General features: G+C 46.8%; 23 protein-coding genes. 14 read left to right on the top strand and 9 right to left on the bottom strand.

The features are described from left to right. Positions 1–6 precede the first annotated feature (6 nt). The 4 genes from AB1552_07160 to AB1552_07145 are packed head-to-tail and all read left to right on the top strand — an operon-like array spanning position 7 to position 3386. The gene (locus tag AB1552_07160; protein MEW6053550.1) at positions 7–774 is read left to right on the top strand and encodes a transporter; all 768 of its coding nucleotides are present in this window, start codon (positions 7–9) and stop codon (positions 772–774) included. A 10-nt stretch (positions 775–784) separates the two neighbouring features. Further along, positions 785–1831: an energy-coupling factor ABC transporter permease gene (locus AB1552_07155; GenBank protein ID MEW6053549.1), complete on the top strand. Its 1047-nt coding sequence runs from the start codon at positions 785–787 to the stop codon at positions 1829–1831. Further along, positions 1828–2637 (top strand): cobalt ECF transporter T component CbiQ, encoded by an 810-nt coding sequence (gene cbiQ / locus AB1552_07150; GenBank protein ID MEW6053548.1) that lies wholly within the window; start codon positions 1828–1830, stop codon positions 2635–2637. The genes AB1552_07155 and cbiQ overlap by 4 nt, the downstream gene beginning before the upstream one ends. After that, positions 2634–3386, top strand: coding sequence for an ABC transporter ATP-binding protein (locus tag AB1552_07145; GenBank protein ID MEW6053547.1), 753 nt, complete (start codon positions 2634–2636; stop codon positions 3384–3386). The genes cbiQ and AB1552_07145 overlap by 4 nt, the downstream gene beginning before the upstream one ends. Here AB1552_07145 and AB1552_07140 read toward each other — a convergent pair. Then, positions 3370–4020 (bottom strand): metal-dependent transcriptional regulator, encoded by a 651-nt coding sequence (locus AB1552_07140; protein MEW6053546.1) that lies wholly within the window; start codon positions 4018–4020, stop codon positions 3370–3372. The genes AB1552_07145 and AB1552_07140 overlap by 17 nt on opposite strands. Positions 4021–4051: 31 nt before the next feature. Then, complete coding sequence (gene rnhB, locus AB1552_07135) at positions 4052–4621, bottom strand: ribonuclease HII (protein MEW6053545.1); 570 nt, start codon at positions 4619–4621, stop codon at positions 4052–4054. A 245-nt stretch (positions 4622–4866) separates the two neighbouring features. On the opposite strand from rnhB, the gene AB1552_07130 reads away from it, so the two are divergent. Beyond that, complete coding sequence (locus AB1552_07130; protein ID MEW6053544.1) at positions 4867–6081, top strand: DUF262 domain-containing protein; 1215 nt, start codon at positions 4867–4869, stop codon at positions 6079–6081. A gap of 83 nt (positions 6082–6164) precedes the next feature. Here AB1552_07130 and rplS read toward each other — a convergent pair whose 3' ends face one another. The 4 genes from rplS to rpsP all read right to left on the bottom strand — a co-directional run bounded on the left by rplS (position 6165) and on the right by rpsP (position 7955). Beyond that, positions 6165–6557, bottom strand: a complete 393-nt coding sequence (gene rplS / locus AB1552_07125) for a 50S ribosomal protein L19 (GenBank protein ID MEW6053543.1) — start codon at positions 6555–6557, stop codon at positions 6165–6167. After that, positions 6554–7291 carry a tRNA (guanosine(37)-N1)-methyltransferase TrmD gene (gene trmD, locus AB1552_07120; GenBank protein MEW6053542.1) on the bottom strand — a complete coding sequence of 246 codons (738 nt, stop codon included), beginning with the start codon at positions 7289–7291 and terminating at the stop codon, positions 6554–6556. The genes rplS and trmD overlap by 4 nt, the downstream gene beginning before the upstream one ends. A gap of 166 nt (positions 7292–7457) precedes the next feature. Further along, entirely contained in the window at positions 7458–7691 is a 234-nt protein-coding gene (locus AB1552_07115; protein ID MEW6053541.1) for a KH domain-containing protein, read from the bottom strand. Between the two features lie 27 nt (positions 7692–7718). Next, positions 7719–7955: a 30S ribosomal protein S16 gene (gene rpsP, locus AB1552_07110; GenBank protein MEW6053540.1), complete on the bottom strand. Its 237-nt coding sequence runs from the start codon at positions 7953–7955 to the stop codon at positions 7719–7721. A 198-nt stretch (positions 7956–8153) separates the two neighbouring features. Between rpsP and AB1552_07105 the strand changes: the two genes are divergently transcribed. From AB1552_07105 to AB1552_07090, 4 genes are all read left to right on the top strand, one after another. Further along, complete coding sequence (locus tag AB1552_07105; protein MEW6053539.1) at positions 8154–9353, top strand: acetylornithine transaminase; 1200 nt, start codon at positions 8154–8156, stop codon at positions 9351–9353. A 24-nt stretch (positions 9354–9377) separates the two neighbouring features. Beyond that, complete coding sequence (argF, locus tag AB1552_07100; protein MEW6053538.1) at positions 9378–10283, top strand: ornithine carbamoyltransferase; 906 nt, start codon at positions 9378–9380, stop codon at positions 10281–10283. Between the two features lie 176 nt (positions 10284–10459). Further along, entirely contained in the window at positions 10460–11326 is an 867-nt protein-coding gene (locus tag AB1552_07095) for a M23 family metallopeptidase (GenBank protein ID MEW6053537.1), read from the top strand. A gap of 54 nt (positions 11327–11380) precedes the next feature. Continuing rightward, positions 11381–13039, top strand: a complete 1659-nt coding sequence (locus AB1552_07090; GenBank protein ID MEW6053536.1) for an MBL fold metallo-hydrolase — start codon at positions 11381–11383, stop codon at positions 13037–13039. Positions 13040–13461: 422 nt separating this feature from the next. On the opposite strand, the gene AB1552_07085 is transcribed toward AB1552_07090, so the two are convergent. Next, a complete protein-coding gene (locus AB1552_07085) occupies positions 13462–13920 on the bottom strand; it encodes a flavin reductase family protein (protein MEW6053535.1) in 459 nt (152 codons plus the stop codon). A gap of 452 nt (positions 13921–14372) precedes the next feature. Here AB1552_07085 and AB1552_07080 point away from each other — a divergent pair, with 452 nt between their 5' ends. From AB1552_07080 to AB1552_07060, 5 genes are all read left to right on the top strand, one after another. Then, entirely contained in the window at positions 14373–14624 is a 252-nt protein-coding gene (locus AB1552_07080; GenBank protein MEW6053534.1) for a glutaredoxin family protein, read from the top strand. A 72-nt stretch (positions 14625–14696) separates the two neighbouring features. Then, the gene (locus AB1552_07075) at positions 14697–15098 is read left to right on the top strand and encodes a pyridoxamine 5'-phosphate oxidase family protein (protein MEW6053533.1); all 402 of its coding nucleotides are present in this window, start codon (positions 14697–14699) and stop codon (positions 15096–15098) included. Between the two features lie 661 nt (positions 15099–15759). Then, on the top strand, positions 15760–15981 hold the full coding sequence (locus AB1552_07070) for a DUF433 domain-containing protein (GenBank protein MEW6053532.1): 222 nt from the start codon (positions 15760–15762) through the stop codon (positions 15979–15981). 30 nt (positions 15982–16011) lie between these two features. After that, on the top strand, positions 16012–16401 hold the full coding sequence (locus AB1552_07065; GenBank protein MEW6053531.1) for a HEPN domain-containing protein: 390 nt from the start codon (positions 16012–16014) through the stop codon (positions 16399–16401). Next, entirely contained in the window at positions 16377–16724 is a 348-nt protein-coding gene (locus AB1552_07060) for a nucleotidyltransferase domain-containing protein (protein MEW6053530.1), read from the top strand. Before AB1552_07065 ends, AB1552_07060 begins: the two co-directional genes overlap by 25 nt. Positions 16725–16969: 245 nt before the next feature. Here AB1552_07060 and AB1552_07055 read toward each other — a convergent pair whose 3' ends face one another. Then, on the bottom strand, positions 16970–17299 hold the full coding sequence (locus tag AB1552_07055) for a hypothetical protein (protein MEW6053529.1): 330 nt from the start codon (positions 17297–17299) through the stop codon (positions 16970–16972). Positions 17300–17549: 250 nt separating this feature from the next. Beyond that, positions 17550–17660, bottom strand: a 111-nt coding sequence (locus AB1552_07050; GenBank protein MEW6053528.1) for an integron integrase, incomplete at its 5' end; no start/stop codon positions are given.

Here is a 17660-nt window from a genome sequence, read left to right as displayed (position 1 = left end):
AATCCCGTGAAAAAAAACAGCATCTCTCCTTTTATTTCAATTGTGCTCGCAGCAGCCTTCTTTGCCGGCATTTTCTCAGCCGGTAACACCTTCGCAGCGCATCCTCTGATTTCTGATGACGCAGGGACCGTGGGGTCTGGAAAGTTCGAGCTTGAAGCAAACGTGGAATACGAAAATGACAACGGCAGTTCCGTAACCCAGCTCGGTGTGACGCTTTCCGCGGGGGTAGGTGAAAATATCGATCTTGTGGTAAGCGCACCGTATCAGTTTCTCAGGACCGAGGAGGACCCGGGAGGAATCACAGAGGATGACGGCATATCAGATATCCTCGTTGAGCTGAAATGGAGGATATATGAAAAGGAAGGCCTCAGCTTCGCGGTAAAACCGGGAGTTACTCTTCCTGCAGGAGATGAGGATAAATGCCTTAGCGACGGTAAGGCAGCCTATAGCCTCCACTTCCTTGGCACAAAGGAAATTGAACCTTTCGCTGTCCATCTTGATATCGGGTATATCAGGAACAGGAAGGAACTCAGGGATATCTGGCACTATTCACTCGCTGGAGAATATGCCGTTTCAAATCCTCTTTTGCTGGTCGCCAATATAGGCGGCGAAACAAACCCGGACAGGGAATCCGGTGTCCATCCTCTTTTCCTGCTGGGCGGAGTGATTTACAGTATTACAGAGAATTTCAATATCGATTTCGGCGTAAAGACTGGCCTCAATAAAGCTGAAGCTGACTATACAATCCTCGCCGGAATCGTGATGAATTTTTAGGGAGGCAGCTATGCATATGGCAGATGCATTACTTTCTCCTGCGGTGGGAGGTGCGCTGTGGGCGGGATCCCTCGGCGCTCTCATCATCTGTGCAAGGAAACTGAAAGAGAAAATGGATGACAGGCTTATACCCCTGATGGGGGTGCTTGGTGCATTCATTTTCGCTGGTCAGATGATAAATTTTACCATTCCGATGACGGGATCAAGCGGCCATATCGGGGGAGGGCTGCTCCTTGCAATTCTCCTCGGCCCCTATGCGGCGTTTCTCGTTATCGCGTCCGTTCTTGTGATACAGGCGCTTTTTTTTGCTGACGGAGGGCTCCTTGCGCTCGGCGCAAATATCTGGAATCTCGGGATCTATCCGGCATTTATCGGGTACCCGATTATTTACCGGGCTATTGCAAAGAAAAATGCTTCCAATAAAGCCATCACTGTCGCCTCGGTCCTCGGTGTGGTAGCAGGTCTGCAGCTTGGGGCGCTTTCCGTAGTCCTCGAGACAAAACTTTCCGGTATTACCGAACTGCCGTTCAGCACATTCCTCCTGATGATGCAGCCCATTCATCTGGCAATCGGCCTCATTGAGGGGTTCGCGACCGCAGGAATCGTTGTCTATGTGAGAAGCCTGCGTCCCGATATTGTAGATAATCTCGAGGGAGTTAAGAGCATGTCAGCGGGAGGTTCACTGAGGAAGCTTGTGATGATCATGTCGGTTCTCGCATTGCTTACCGGAGGCGCGTTTTCATGGTTTGCTTCGACGAATCCGGACGGGTTGGAATGGTCGATCGAAAAAATATACGGAAAACCCGAAGTGCCCGGCCAGCAGAGTACTGTGGGTGAAAACCTTGCCAGACTTCAGGAAAAAACCGCGATACTTCCCGACTATTCACTCCCTTCAAAAGGTGGCGAAGAGAGTGCGGAGACCGATGCGTCTCCCTGGCCTGCAATTGACCCACGCACTTCGCTCTCGGGTATTGTGGGAAGCCTCATGGTTCTTGCAATCGTCGTGCTGTTCGGTTTCGGGGTTAAATTCATAAGCAGACATAAGTCAAAGATGTGAAATTCGAAACGGAATTCTTCAACATAGGCTATCTCGATACACTTTCGTACAGAGATACCCTGGTCCACAGACTTGATCCGAGGATAAAGATAACGGTCTCGTTTCTCTTTATCATATTAGTGGTCTCTTTTCCAAAATATGAACTCTCGGCGCTTGTGCCTTTTTTTTTCTACCCCGTGTTTCTTCTCGCGGCGGGAAATATCCCTTTGCATGCGATATCCAAGAAAATACTTTTTGTATCGCCCTTTGCCGTATTCATAGGGATATTCAATCCCCTGCTTGATACAGATATTCTCGTTACCCCTTTTGGCATTCCTGTCACCGGTGGGTGGATTTCATTTCTCTCGATCCTCATGAAATTCATTTTGACAGTAAGCACGGCGCTTCTCCTGATAGCCGTTACCTCGTTCCCGGGGATATGCGAAGCACTCGAACGGATGAAATTGCCGAAAATTTTTGTTCTTCAATTGCTGTTCCTGTACAGGTATATTTTTGTGCTTCTTGAGGTGGCATTAAAGATGCTGCGTGCACGGGAGGCACGGTCATTCGGGAAAAAAGGAAAGGAGATAAAGACGTTTACAAAGCTTATTTCGGTCTTACTCGTGCGGAGTGTTGAGAGGGCGGAGAGAATCTACCAGGCGATGCTTTCCCGAGGGTTCAGGGGAGAGATACGCGTTGCAAAACGTCACAGGCCCGGGATTGCTGATTTCCTCTTCGCAGTCACCGCTGTTGCACTTTTTGTGCTGTTCAGGAAAGTGAACATCGTGTATTACGTCGGGGAAACAGTGAGCAGGCATATCAGATGAGTCATCATATCGTCGACCTCATCGATGTCTGCTTCAGTTATCCGGATGGAACAGAGGCACTGAAAGGGGTATCGTTCAGGATACTCCACGGAGAAGCTGTCGGGATTGCCGGCGCAAACGGTATGGGCAAGACAACACTTCTCCTGAACATGAGCGGACAGCTTATTCCCGTGAAGGGAACGATATCGATAGGGGAAGTGACACTCAGCAAGCAGACGAAGCAGGAAATAAGGAAAAAAGTCGGGGTGGTTTTTCAGAGGACCGACGACCAGCTTTTTATGCCGACAGTCTACGAGGATGTTGCATTTGGCCCGATTAACCTGGGATTAAGCGGGCCAAAAGTCGATGAGCGGGTGAAAAGCGCGCTTGACATGGTAGGGTGTTATCATCTCAAAAGCAGGCCACCGCACAGGCTTTCGGAAGGCCAGAAGAGATCGGTCGCAATAGCAACGGTTATGGCGATGGACCCTGATATCCTCATCATGGACGAACCGGCATCGAACCTTGATCCGAAATCGAGAAGACAGCTTATCGAGCTTCTGAAAGGTTTCGGGCATACCAAAATCATCGCATCTCATGACCTTGACTTAATACTCGATGTCTGCGAAAGATGCATTATTATCAGGGACGGAAAGGTTGTCGCAGACGGACGTTCGGAAGAGATACTCCTGAATGAGGATTTGCTGCAGGAAAACAGCCTTGAACTGCCCCTTTCAAGGCAGCACAGAAGTACTAAAGGGCCTTTTTGACGTATATCTCTTTTGCGATCTCCGGATCAATGGCCACTGTTGTTTCATCCACCTGAATCACATAGGAGGGATTTCGCTGGAGAAGCCTGAGCACACTGCCGGCAGCGATTCCCAGTGAGTTCAGTTTGCTCAACCGCGAAGACTTTGTCGGCACGATAAAGGTGATTCTGCCCTTTGAGCCGACTTCGAAATCAGATAACCTGGTGACTACCGGTTCCACTTCAATGCGGTATTTCTTGCAGCACTCCCCCCTCGGAATAGGCTTTCCATGGGGACAGGTCTGGGGATGTCCCAGGAATGTGCAGACACTGTCTGTAAGTTCCTGGCTCAGGATATGTTCCATTTTGCACGCATCGGCTATGACAGTATCTTCCCGCATTTCGAAGACATCGGTAAAGAGACGTTCCGCAAGGCGCAGTCTTCGTATCAAGCCTTTCGCCATAGTGCGGCCTTCTTCACTGAACCGGACACGGTCTTCCTCTACTGCAATAAGGCCTTCTTTTTTCAGGGATTGAATGAGCGCGTCAACTTCGTCATCCTCTGAACTCAGCCTGAAACGGTTCAGATCCTCATGCCCGTCCTCGTGAAGGACCCAAATCAGCTCAAGAGCCTCATCTATTCTTTCCTTGTCCATAGTTACATTTAACTATATAAACGGCCAAAAGTCAAAAAGGAAGTCCGGGCGACATGACCCTGCAAAAACTCTTTCTGTGGATAGGGCATGGGCCATATTTGAGAAGCGCTCTGATATGCCTCTTCGTCAGATACCCCTTATGCATATCGAACCCGTATTCAGGATATATCCGGTGGTATTCGGTCATCGCCGCGTCCCTGGCAACCTTTGCGAGTATTGATGCTGCGCTTATTGCAGGGATCCTGTCATCTCCCCTCACGACTGCCTCGACAGGGATATCGAGATTGGGCGCATGATTGCCGTCCACATAGACCTTATCAGGCATTATCCCGAGGCCTTCCACCGCGCGCTTCATCGCAAGAAGGCTCGCCTGAAGCACATTGAATGTTTCAACCTCTTCCAGAGTGGCCTTTGCAACGCACCAGCAGAGCGCATGCCGCTGTATTTCATCGCTCAAGGTCTCACGCCTGCGCGCCGTCAGTTTCTTTGAATCAGCCAGCCCTTTGATCGTATGCTCGGGATTCAGGATGACTGCACCCGCATAGACTTCAGCAGCGCCTGATCCCCTGCCTGCCTCGTCACATCCGCATTCAACGATCATCTGTCTTCCCCATTTTCCATTTTTCCGGGAGCAGTGCGGACGGCACTGAACACAGTTTTGCCATTGAGAAAGTATAAACCAAAATCTGAAAATCTGCCATTCCCTGTGCATGTGCAGCGTCATCCCGCGATCAATAACGCGGAATCCTGTATCGCAGGTGTCCTGGGAAACATTGACTATACCTGAACGGATATTTAATATAGTGCAATTCTTTCTAAAAAAAATAATTCATTAAGGGGGGCAAGATGAAGCAGAGTATCAGGTGGTTTCTTAATCTCTATGATGGCGGTCAGCTGGATCTGGATCCTTCGTATCAGCGAAGAAGCGTCTGGACACTGAAAGACAGAAAATATTTTCTTGATACAATATTCAGGAATTATCCCTCTCCCGCGGTGTTTATCCATAAAGAGCTGGATAGGGAATCCGTGAAGATGCAATATCATGTAATTGACGGAAAGCAGCGGCTCGAAACCATTTTTCTCTTTGCGCATGATCATATCGCGATTGACAGGGATTACGGAGACACACGGTTGAATGGCAAGAAATGGAGCGGCATAGAGAATGAGCCGGATCTGAAGGAGCATTTTTATAACTATGTAGTGCCGGTTGAATTCATTGGCACGGATGACAGTATCGTTATCAATGAAGTATTCGAGCGTCTCAACAGGACTTCGCGGAAACTCGAAAGGCAGGAATTGCGGCATGCCAAATACGACGGCTGGTTTATCAGAACTGCCGAGGCAGAGGCAGAAAAGGATGAATGGGAGCGTTTAGGGGTGGTTACCAAGTCAAGAATGAGAAGAATGAAAGACGTGCAGTGCATATCAGAGATTCTGATCGTCTTTCTGAAAAATCGCGTCCTTGGCTATGATCAGGACAGACTCGATGACATATATGCAGAGTATGATTCGCCGCACGAGACATTGCCGGATTTTCAGGAGGAAGATTTCAGGAAAGATCTGGCGTTTACAAAAGACTATATTCTGCGGATGGAGGCACACAATGCAGCGATTACGAACCATGCGAAAGGGTTCGGAAATTTTTACAGCCTGTGGGCATTTGTTGCACTGAATCGGAAGAGCGCAGACCTCCCGGAAAAAACTGCCGAAAGATATTCTGCATTTATGGAAAAGGTTACTGCATTGTCAAAAGCGGACAATATGGAGAAATTGCTGCAGGAAAGCGAGCAGAGCCACTACCAAGATGCGTACCAATATTTAAAGAGCAGTGCGAGGACAGGTGCGGCACAGATGCAGAGAGAGGCCAGAAACAGTATTCTTGCAAAAGTTCTGCTGGGACGCCCTGCGCAGCAGGAACCAGTGATGACAGAGAATGCGGAAAGCCGTCCCCGAATTCAGGATATCTGGTCTTTGGTGAGAAATGACGGCGGCAATCATGTTCTGAAGCTTGCCATGGGAAAATCAAACAATATCAGGGAAAAAGATCCGGGACGGGGATAGGGCGATTACTTCGGAGCATGCAGGGAGAGTCTGTTTACCCCCTCAAATATCATGAGGGGGTAAATGAGATGAATCGGCCTGTCTTATTCTTCTGCCGCAGCAGCCGTTTTGCTTTCAGCCGGCTTAGTGGCAAATACTCTCTCTTTTTCTTTGATTTTGGCAGCCTTGCCCTTCTTGCCTCTCAGATAATAGAGCTTTGCCCTTCTTACGCTTCCCCTTTTCAGCACCTGTATCTTGTCGATATTGGGTGACAGGAGAGGAAAAATCCTTTCCACTCCTACACCAAAGGAGATTTTGCGTACGGTAAACGTCTCTCTTGTGGATCCTCCGCGACGAGCGATTACCACTCCGTCGAACGGCTGTATCCTTTCCTTGTCCCCCTCGACAACTTTCACTGAAATCCTTATGGTGTCTCCGACATTGAAGTCGGTTGTGTCCTTCCTGAAGCCTTCCTCAACAGCACGGATAAAACTCATGGCAATTCCTCCTTTATTTCATTCATCAGTGTATGGTCTTCGTCGCTGAGCACGGATTTACCGATCAGTTCCGGTCTTCTCTGCATTGTCCGCCGCAGTGCTTCCTTGCGCCTCCATTTCAGTATCTCCCCGTGATTGCCGGAGAGCAGCACCTCGGGAACCGGCAATCCTCTGAAGACGGGGGGTCTTGTGAAATGCGGATAATCAAGTATCCCCCACGAGAAAGATTCCTCTTCGGCAGAATGCTCATCACCGAGAACACCGGGCAGCAATCTGGCAACAGCGTCTATTATAACCAAAGCAGGCAGTTCTCCGCCAGTCAGCACATAATCTCCGATCGAGACTTCATCATTGGCAAGAGCGGTTCTCACCCTGTCATCGATCGCTTCGTATCTTCCGCACAGAAATACGAGACGGCGTTCTTCCTGTGCAAACTCCTGCGCCATCGCATGGTCAAACTTCCTGCCCGCGGGAGAGAGCAGGATTACCCGTCTGTTGTGCGGTTCAGGGCAGACTGTCTCAACAGCCGCGAAGAAAGGCTCGGGTTTCATGACCATGCCTGAGCCGCCTCCATAGGGATAGTCATCAACGGTCCTGTGCCTGTCCCGGGTAAAGTCCCGGAGATTGTGAACTGCTATCTCAACGAGACTCTTCTGCAGAGCCCTTTTCAGCATTCCTTCGTGCAGGTATGCATCAAAGATGCCGGGAAAGATGGTGACTATGTCGCATTTCATTGATGAATTCCGTGAAAAACTGTTTCTACTGGTTCCATTAAAACAATAAGGGGTAAAAGGTTCCTTCTTTTCCTCTTACCCCTGTTTTATTCTGTAGCTGCAAGTATCAGGAATGCAGATCAGAAAAGCTCAATATGCATGCCTGTCATGCACACACATATATCTATTATTCCAGGATTTCAAGCACGCAGCGTTTTCCTATTTTTGTCCCTGAAGCACTGAGTATCGTTCTCATGGCACGAGCGGTTTTTCCCTGTTTTCCGATAACCTTCCCGAGATCGCTTGGCGCAACCCTGAGTTCAAAAACAGTGGTTTTCTCCCCATCAACCTCTGTTACATTAACCTCTTCAGGTCTGTCCACCAGAGCTTTCGCCATCTTTTCGATTAAGTCTTTCATCATTCTACCTCCATGCGAGTTATGAACTGATTATATCCCAGCCCTTTGCATTAGCTTCTTGACGATATCAGTAGGTTGTGCTCCTCGCTGCAACCATAGTTTTGCCTTTTCCAGATCGAGTTTCACATCCGCAGGATTTTTCAGGGGATCATATGTCCCGAGAATCTCTATAAAGGGGCCGTCCCTTCTTGACCTGGAATCGGCAACCACTACCCTGTAGAAAGGACTTTTGTGCGCTCCCATTCTTGTGAGTCTTATCTTGACCAAAACATCACCTCCTTAAAAAGTCTATAATTCTAATATATTCACGAATGTAAAGTAAACCCTGTCCGAAAAGCTCCCGGGGAGCAAGAGGTGCAATTATTACCCCGGCTTTTTTGACGAGGACACACGGGCTGCAGGACTTTTTGGGGACCCAGTGGTATGTTTGATTTTTGGTCTGATTTTCCGTTATTATCAACACTTATGGATATAAAGAAATATTTCGAAGAGTCAAGCCGTTACATCATGAATACCTACAGCAGATACCCCGTTGTCTTCAGGAAGGGGCGGGGTGTAAAGGTCTGGAATGCGGACGGCAAGGAATACCTCGATTTTGTAAGTGGTGTTGCAGTCAATGTGCTCGGGCACTGTCATCCCAAGATTGTCGTTGCCATCCAGAAACAGGCGCAAAGGCTGATCCATGTATCGAATTATTTTCACATAGAGCCCCAAATAAAGCTTGCCAAACTTCTTGTCAAACATTCTTTTGCAGACAAGGTTTTTTTCTGCAATTCCGGGGCTGAAGCGGTGGAAGCGGCAATAAAACTGGCACGGAAATACGCGAAAGACACCATCAACCCCGAGCTTTTCGAGATCATCACCGCAGAGAACTCTTTTCATGGAAGGACATTCGGAGCCTTAACGGCAACAGGACAGGAGAAATTCCATAAAGGGTTCGAACCCCTCCTGCCGGGTTTTACGCGTGTCCCGTTCAACGATATCAGCGCACTCAAAAACGCGGTAACAGAGCGCACATGCGCCGTTCTCCTTGAACCGATTCAGGGAGAAGGAGGTGTCAGGCTGCCGGATCAGAATTACCTCAAAGAAGTAAGGGCGATGTGCGATGAGATGAAAATGCTTCTCATCCTTGACGAAGTCCAGACCGGTATGGGAAGGACAGGAAAGCTCTTTGCATATGAGCATTACGGGATTTCGCCTGATATCATGACGGTCGCAAAAGGGCTTGGAGGCGGCGTGCCGATAGGGGCGATGCTTGCGACAGACAGGGTTGCATCTGCATTCCAGCCCGGAAACCATGCCTCTACGTTCGGGGGAAACCCTCTCGTCTGTGCTGCCGCTATTGCAACGATCGAGACGTTACTGGAAGACGGATTTGTGCTCGATCAGTGTAACAGGATGAGCGCGTATTTTATCGAAAGACTCGAACATCTGAAGAGCAAGTTCCCGGACATCATTAAGGAGGTCAGGGGCAGGGGATTATTGCTGGGCATGGAACTAACAAGGGAGGGAGACGGCATCGTGAGGGCATGCCTTGAGAAAGGGGTGCTCATTAACTGTACTGCCGGAAACGTTCTGCGTTTTGTTCCCCCTCTCATCATACAGCAGAAGGAGATTGATCAGCTTGCCGATATTCTGTACGGGGTTTTTTCGCGGCTGCCATAGAGAGCCGGTTTACACTGCATGCATATGAAACGGGATTTTCTGACATTACACGATCTCTCGGCACAGGAGATAAAAAAACTCCTGAAAAGGGCTTCGGAACTAAAAGCAGGCAAGGATGCGAATGCGTGTCCTCTTATCGGCAGAAGTGTCGCGCTTCTTTTTGAAAAGGCATCAACAAGGACGAGAGTTTCATTCGAGGCAGGTATTTATCAGCTCGGTGCCCAGGCTATCTATATGAATCCAAAGGAGATTCAGATCGGAAGAGGCGAGACCATTCATGATACCGCAAAGGTCCTTTCGCGATATCTTGATGCGGTTGTTATCAGGACATACAGTCATGATACGCTTGCTGAATTCGCCTCTCATGCCTCGATACCGGTAATCAACGGGCTGAGTGACCTGCACCACCCGTGTCAGGCTCTGGGGGATTTAATGACTATCCTTGAGAGAAAGGGGCGTATTAAGGAGGTCCGCCTTGCATATGTCGGCGACGGGAATAATGTGGCGCACTCACTGATTGAGGCTGCCGGTATGATGGAGATGACACTTGCGCTGGCATGCCCCAGAGGATATGAACCGGAACCGGGGATTCTCGGAAATGCGCGTGCCTCTGCAAAAAACCGCATCTCAATCACGGACAATCCGGAAAAAGCCGTCTCTCAGGCTGATGTGGTCTATACGGATGTGTGGGTCAGCATGGGGCAGGAAAAGGATGCAGAGAAGAAGAAGCGGGCTTTCAGAGGGTTTCAACTGAACAGGCAGCTCCTTTCACATGCAAAAAAGGATGCCATAGTGCTTCATTGTCTGCCGGCACACAGGGGAGAGGAGATAACCGATGAGGTGATCGACGGTCCCCAGAGCGCGGTATTTGACCAGGCAGAAAACAGGCTGCATTCACAAAAGGCGCTTTTGGAATTTCTCTTAACATAGATCTCAGGGCGGTATTTCTCCAGCAAACAATTCCGGAAGTAGACAGAGTGATTTTTTCCCTGCTCTTCAGACCGGGGGCACCACTGTGAGGCGCAAGCCGGAAATAGTATGTTATTCTTTGCGAACATGCATCTCTATTTGAGGATAGACTATCCTTTCTGCATCAGGATAATGACATGAAACAAAAATGCGAGAGTAAAACCTTTGCGGTATTTTCGCTTCTGCTTCTGATTTTTTTTGCTTTCCTCAGCAGTGCGTCTGCAGCATCTTTCAAAGTCAGGCTGTCTCATAAAAATATACTGCAGGGAGACGCATTTTTTATCCGCGTGACAGGTGCAAAGACCTCTTCTCCGCCTTCTGCAGTATTCGAAGGGAGAGAATTGTTTTTCACAGGGTGCGGGAAAAAATGCTTTCTCGCAATAGGTGCGGTTGATATCGGGACAGACCCCGGGGTTTACAGGATTCAGGTGAAGGCAGGAAAAAACAGAAAAAATCTGAAGCTGCGTGTCAAGAGCGCCTCTTTTCCTGAAATCAGGCTTGAACTGCCTGACGAAAAGGTCTTTCTCAGCCCGGATGACCTTGAAACCGTTCATGCTGAAAAGGAGCGGTTGCAAAGAGTATTTGCGGTAAATTCCGAGAAGCAATGGGAAGGTGAATTTATCCTGCCACTCGAAAATGACGTATCAACTGAATTCGGTACAAGGCGCATCATGAACAGCAGTTGGACAAGCGTCCACAAAGGAACAGATATCAGGGGACAGGAAGGAGAAGAGGTAATGGCATCGAACAACGGGAGCATAGTGCTGGCAGAGGAACTGTTCTTCGGGGGGAATACGGTTATTGTAGATCACGGGCTTGGCATCTATACTATTTACATGCATCTGTCACAAATGCGCGTGAAGCCGGGAGATGTGGTTGCCGGGGGAGATATCATCGGGCTGGTCGGCTCGTCCGGAAGGTCGACAGGACCACATCTGCATTTCGGAGTGAAAGTGCAGGGGATAAACGTAAACCCCTTGTCCCTCGTCGAGTTGTCGTTATAATGCCCCGATGCATAGCGTAATAAATTCAGAAGCAGAGGTGCCTGGATTTCCTGTATGGTGAACGAAAGAAAAGATCTTCCGATCCCGGATGATACGGTCCTGCCGGTAAAAATATACAGGCGGATAGCGGGCGCTCATGTTCATGCATATGCGGAATTCATCGCAAAATTCAGAGTTTTTCTTCAGGACCGTCCTGGTTCACTCGCAGACTTTGCGTCCCTGATCGCAGGCTGCGGCGGCAATATAAGTTTTTTTCACTACGACCGTTCACTTCACAGCAACAGGGTGGTGGCTGAAGTGCAGATGTCTACGAAGGAAGCGATTGACACGCTGCTTCAATCCCTGCAGGAGAATCAATATATGCCTGAGGAGAGCCCTTCTTCTAGGGATGACATTCAGATTACCAGCCTTGACAGTGTCCTTGAGATCAAGGTGAGGCTGAAAAACGAGCCCGGAACACTTGCTGCCTTTGCAAACCTGCTGAAGTCTCACGGAGCCAATGTGATTTACATGCTCTACGATGAAGATATCGATCCCGAAGCCTCGGATATTGCGCTTGCAACCAAAGACCTGAAAGAGATCGACCGTCTGCTCGATGTCGTCAACAAATCCGGATATTACTACCGGGTTCTCTACAGAGGGGCTGACGCCAGGGAAGCAGAGCACATGATAGGTCTGAAGCTTGTTGAGAAATTCTTTCTGAAGATCCGCAGGCTGCTGCCGGACAAAGAGTTCGATGAAATAAAGTCGATTGTCGATTCTTCACAGGACCTGTTTGCCGATCTTGTCCATTTTTATGAAGAGGCAGGCAACTATCTTGAAGCAGGTGATGTCTTCGAAAAGATACTCACGCTTGCATCGAAATCAAGAACGCGGGTGGGTGCACGTTTTACCGTCGCGGAAATGCCGCTTTTAAAGTTCGGCCCGGATGTTACTCTTCACAGTTTCAGACTGCCGACATCAGAAAACATCTACCTGTTTGAAAGCGGAGAAGAGGTTGTGATGATCGATGCGGGGTATGGCATATATTATCAGGATATAAAAAAGCTGATGGAGGCAAAGTCGCTTGACCCTTCAAGGGTGAGGAGGATCTATCTCACCCATCCTGATGCAGACCATGCAGGAACATCAGGTTTTTTTGCCGAAGAATATTCTTCCGAAGTATTCATGCATCCCGGCAGCAGGGATGTAATCGTGCATAGCAACAGGGCCTTTGGAACGACCGGGAGGATGGCGAATCTGAACAAGTATTATACAAGGCTGATCAACAAGTTTACCGAGAGCCGGTTCCCGCGGAAGATAACTTTTTTCAGCATTTCTGATTTAGGGAACGAAGGCGCGTTCAGGATCATCGATACCTTCAGGATAGGCTCCCTCAGGTTTGATGTGCTCGAAAGCCACGGGGGACATATTCCCGGACACGTGTTTTTTCTGAACAGGGAACATGGCCTCATATTTACCTCTGATTTCCTGATCAATGTGCAGAGCCTCTCCTCTGAAGACAAGGCGGTGCTGAGTGTGTACCGGTACCTTCTGACGAACCCGAACAGCGACAGCCAGGTATTCAGAAATGAAACGAATTCCCTCAGGGAACTCATCACGAATCTCGATCAGGGTCTGAAACGTTCCGCCAGGCAGATGACCATTTTCCCCGGACACGGTCATTACTACAGCGCGGATATGCTTGCTGATGCCTTGTCGCAGAAAAAATGATCTGAGGGGGTATTGCCCTGACAAAGCATTGCTGGTGCAGTCGAAAAACATGGTTTAAGTTTTAATAACAATAAGATATGCTAATAATAGAATGTAATACTTTATATTTATGGTTGCATATTAAAGAGGAAAGGCTGTCTCAGAAGGGTTTTTTGTGCTATTCGGCAGCCAAGGGCAAAAAGCACTGCCATGACAAACGCATCTTTTTGTTATGACTGCATGGAAGCAAGGAGTGTATGCATGCTATTCCTTATCGTGTTCTATGGACCCCGCACGTGTCTGCGGTATCTGCGCTCATTCTCGGTCTGCTTTGCAGACCAGCGAGGTACAGAGTGTTCGATGCCATAAAGCGAAGAACACTCTGTAAATCCGCGCTGAAACTGCATCTGTTCTGCTATTCCACACTTCATGAAAAATCTGGGTTAAAAATAATCCTCCCAGCGGAAAATCAGGGGGGTTCGATCACTTTTTATCAACTTCGCATCTGCAATACTTCCGACAAAGAGAGAGTGATCGCCTGCCGTAAAGGTGTCTGTCAATTTGCATTCGAAATATGCCATGGCATCGCTGAGCACGGGCGAGCCGTGGGGTGCATCAAAAAACGGTATATCCTTGAATTTGTCGAATTTCCTGCCTGACCTGAAACCAAAAATCTGCGCAATGTTTTCCTGTCCTTCTTCCAGGACATTAAGCGCGAAGTATCCCGATTCCTTGATGAGCCCGTGAGTATACCTGGCAGGAGCGACAGATACCATGAGCAGAATGGGCTGCATCGAGACCTGCGCTACCCACGCAGCGGTCATCCCGTTGATTTTTTCCTTTGTCCTTGTGGTGACGATATACACTCCATGAGAAATGCCTTTTGCAACGATTTCCTGCATACTCTCCTCCTTTGCTTTGGTGTGATCGGATTCACGGCGTTTTCTTTCATTATATCCTCTTCCGGGTGATATGGCTATCTGACAGTGCAGAGACTTTTGAAAATGACGAAGGAAGCAAGATCACAAACGGTTCAGGGCACCGTATCAGCAAAACGCAGCGCATTGATAATATGATAGATAAAATAACCCGTTGGCTTGGTAATATGATAATGAGAATGCATCTTTTCGCTGTGTATAAATGGAATCATGAAGATTACGAAAGAAGTTCTGGCTGAATACCAGGAACAGAAGGGCATCCATGCAGGCATACAGAGACAGGCGTATCTCAAAATATATATACTGTACACTATATTGCGTACCAGGGGGATGACACGAATGCTCTTTTCATGGAGCAATTCCACGAGCATAAAGGTAATATATTCCTATATCCAAATTAATAAGGGGAGGATACTATGCACAAGCCTGTGAAAATTTATACGCTAAGTACCTGCAGCCACTGCAAGGCAACCAAGAAGCTGCTGAATGAGTGCGCCGTAAAATATGAATTCACAGACGTCGATTTGCTTACAGGCGAAGAAAGGACAGCCATTCTTGAGGATGTGAAGAAGTTAAATCCTGAATGCTCATTTCCCACCATTATCATCGGCGATAAGGTTATCGTGGGGTTTAAAGAAAACGAAATCAGGCAGGCCTTAGGATTATAATATGCTGCTTTTCAGAGAAATGCTTTCCGCAAGGTACTTCTATGACACTATTCGAGGAAAAGGAAAAAGATTATGACGCTAAAAGAATATCTTGAGACGAAACAAGGCATAAGCATACTTTCAACTGCCGGCAGCGATGGCAAATTAACAACGGCAATATATTCCAAGCCACGCGTATTGGAAAACAGTACCATAGCGTTTATCATGAGAGAGCGGCTGACGTATCATAACCTTCAAACCAATCCGCATGCCGCGTTTATGTTTATTGAAGAAAACACAGGCTATCAGGGAATAAGGCTTTTTCTCAGGAAGATTCGGGAAGACAATGATCCTGACATAATCGCGCAGATGACCAGACGGAGCCTTACGTCTGAGGAGGATCAGCAGAAAGGGCCAAAACACCTTGTAATATTCACTGTTGAGATGATACTGCCACTGGTCGGCGCTGGAAAGTGCTTTGTCACGATTGAATGACATGCGATAGCGATGAACCGCTTTCCACTGAAGTCATGACTTCAGGTGAGTTCTCATCATATGCAATAAACGTTATCTGAGCTATTAAGGACTGATCGTATCCAATTGTATTTACTGTTGTAATTAATATGGACAGCCGCAGTTTTTGACCCAACAGATCTCAAGATTTTCGAAGGAACTATCCGAAATGGATTAAGTCTGAGGTTGTATCAGACGTCAAATGAGCGTATTCTCGAAGCTACAGAGATGTCATGGTCAAATTTGTAAATCCTGAGGGTTTGATATTAAGAGTGAACAAGCCGGTCTTGAGCACAGAATATTTCTGCGAACCCGACTTTTCACCAACTCGGGGAAAATAATTGCAGAAATGCCGAAATATCCTTTAAACTCAAACATGCGAGAGTGGCGGAACTGGCAGACGCGCTGGACTTAGGATTTTAAAAGAGTAATTTTCACAAAGTGGCTCCTGGCAACAGTTTCAGCGTAACGTCTTGATTATGAAGCAGAAAAGGCATTTCTATATATTCCGGCTGATGCTGTCGATTCTGCATAAAACGCAGAAGACTACGACAATTTTACTACAGTATTTATGGTCGCATTTTTATGAAAAGCTGTCATATTTGGTATAATTTCCTAAAGACAGTTATAGGAGGCATAGCATATGAATTGGAGAGAATATATAGAAAGCACTCCTGATGTGCTTCGAGGTAAGCCACGGATTAAGGGCACAAGGATACCAGTCAGTTTGATTCTCGGATATTTTGCTGCTGGCAATACCTTCGAAAAAATTATTCAGGAATTCCCGGATCTTAACAGGGAGCAAATTTCTGCATGTCTCGATTTTGCCCGTGATTTATCAGAATTTGAAGCTGTAGCGGTATGAGTTTGCGGTTCGCGGACCAGTTACACAGCTATGAATAAAGAAAAAGCTATCAATTACTGGTTCAATATGGCGGATTATGATCTGAAAACCGCTCAAGTAATGCTTGATGGCGGACGATACCTGTACGTCGGCTTTATGTGTCATCAGGTAATTGAAAAGGCATTAAAAGGCTTATATGTAAAACAGCATAACAGAATTCCTCCATATACACATAATCTTTTCACTCTCTGTGCAGATTTGAATCTTGTTCTTACTGAAGAACATCAGGATTTTCTTGTTAAATTAAATCCTCTCAACATAGAGGCCCGGTATCCTGAGATGAAAGAAAAATTAGGAAAAGCGATAAGCAAAAAGAAAGCGCATGTTTTATTGGAAAAAACAAGGAGTGCCTATAAATGGCTCAAATCAAAAAAGAAGTAAAGAAAGTCCTGAGAGACTATCTTATTAAAGTTCAGAGAGATATTCCTGTTGATTTGGCGATATTGTACGGTTCACAGGCAAAAGGGCAAGCCCGGCCTAATAGTGATATTGATATCGCAGTTTTTTCTCATAAATTTAAAAATAAATCGCACTATACTGCACAGGTGATGCTGCAGAAATATTTGTGGGGCATAAAAGCCGATATCCAGCCTGTAGGTTATCCTGTAGAGGAATACTCTTCAAAGAATAAATTAGATTTTGTCGGCGGGATTATTAAAAAAGAAGGGATCGTTGTCTGTAGAAATAATAAGATATTGATATAGGCTTATCCCTCCATTCTCTGGTACTTTAAGACTCCCGATCTTCCCCCTTCTCACTATAAAGGGATTTTTGCATTACAGATAAGAAATCACCCGGAGATAATTCCACAACTCATGCAAAGACTGCTGAATTATCTAACTGTCAACACCGATATGGATCATTACAGCGGGAAATTGTTCCTTATAGAAGTCCATCGAACAGAATCAAGAGCTGATCACTGTTCATAAAAAAATTTCACGTTTTCTATTCACCTGACATGTATGATCTTATTCAGATAAACGATTTTTCTCTTATATGACTGCATTTCCTTTTCGTATTTTTTCCTCAGTTCAAGTTTTTGCAATATATCCTGTAATTCCTTCTTAACAATATGTTTGTTGAAGACTTTCTCGCCTTCACGGTACTTGAGGTAATAGTAAGAATATACCTTGTCCTTATAGCGCTTCTTCCTCTCATTTATAACCCCCTTAGGAAGGTCTGACACAGCTTTCTTAAGGCCATCAAGCATCTCCTGACAACGCTTTAATTCGTCCTGAAGCATTCCACTGATGACTTTGTCTTTTTCCACCACTTTCATGTCTTTATTATCAATATTGTGGTGGAAAAAGACAAGGTTAATTTTAAAATAGTTATTCTGAACGTGTTTTTCATAGAGAAAGAGAGATTTAGAGCAAGAAAAATACTCGTCTTTATGTCTCCCTAAAGTCAACACCGGAAAATTTTGTGTAAGCTGTAATAATTTCTTTAGGGAATAATTGCAGTACAAACCTCTACGAACAAGGTGCCCGACGCAAAGAAAATTACGGAGAAACATTGAGATATCTATTTTAGAAATCCAGCGGACTTTTTGCCTCTTTTAACGTCCTGCTCGGAATGCAGTGAGTATAAATCATAGTTGTCCTTACGTCGCTATGGCCGAGAAGAGTCTGGATTGTGCG

Source organism: Nitrospirota bacterium (assembly GCA_040754395.1).
In the GTDB taxonomy this organism is placed as follows: domain Bacteria; phylum Nitrospirota; class Thermodesulfovibrionia; order Thermodesulfovibrionales; family SM23-35; genus JBFMCL01.
This window is presented reverse-complemented; position numbering and strand designations above follow the sequence as displayed.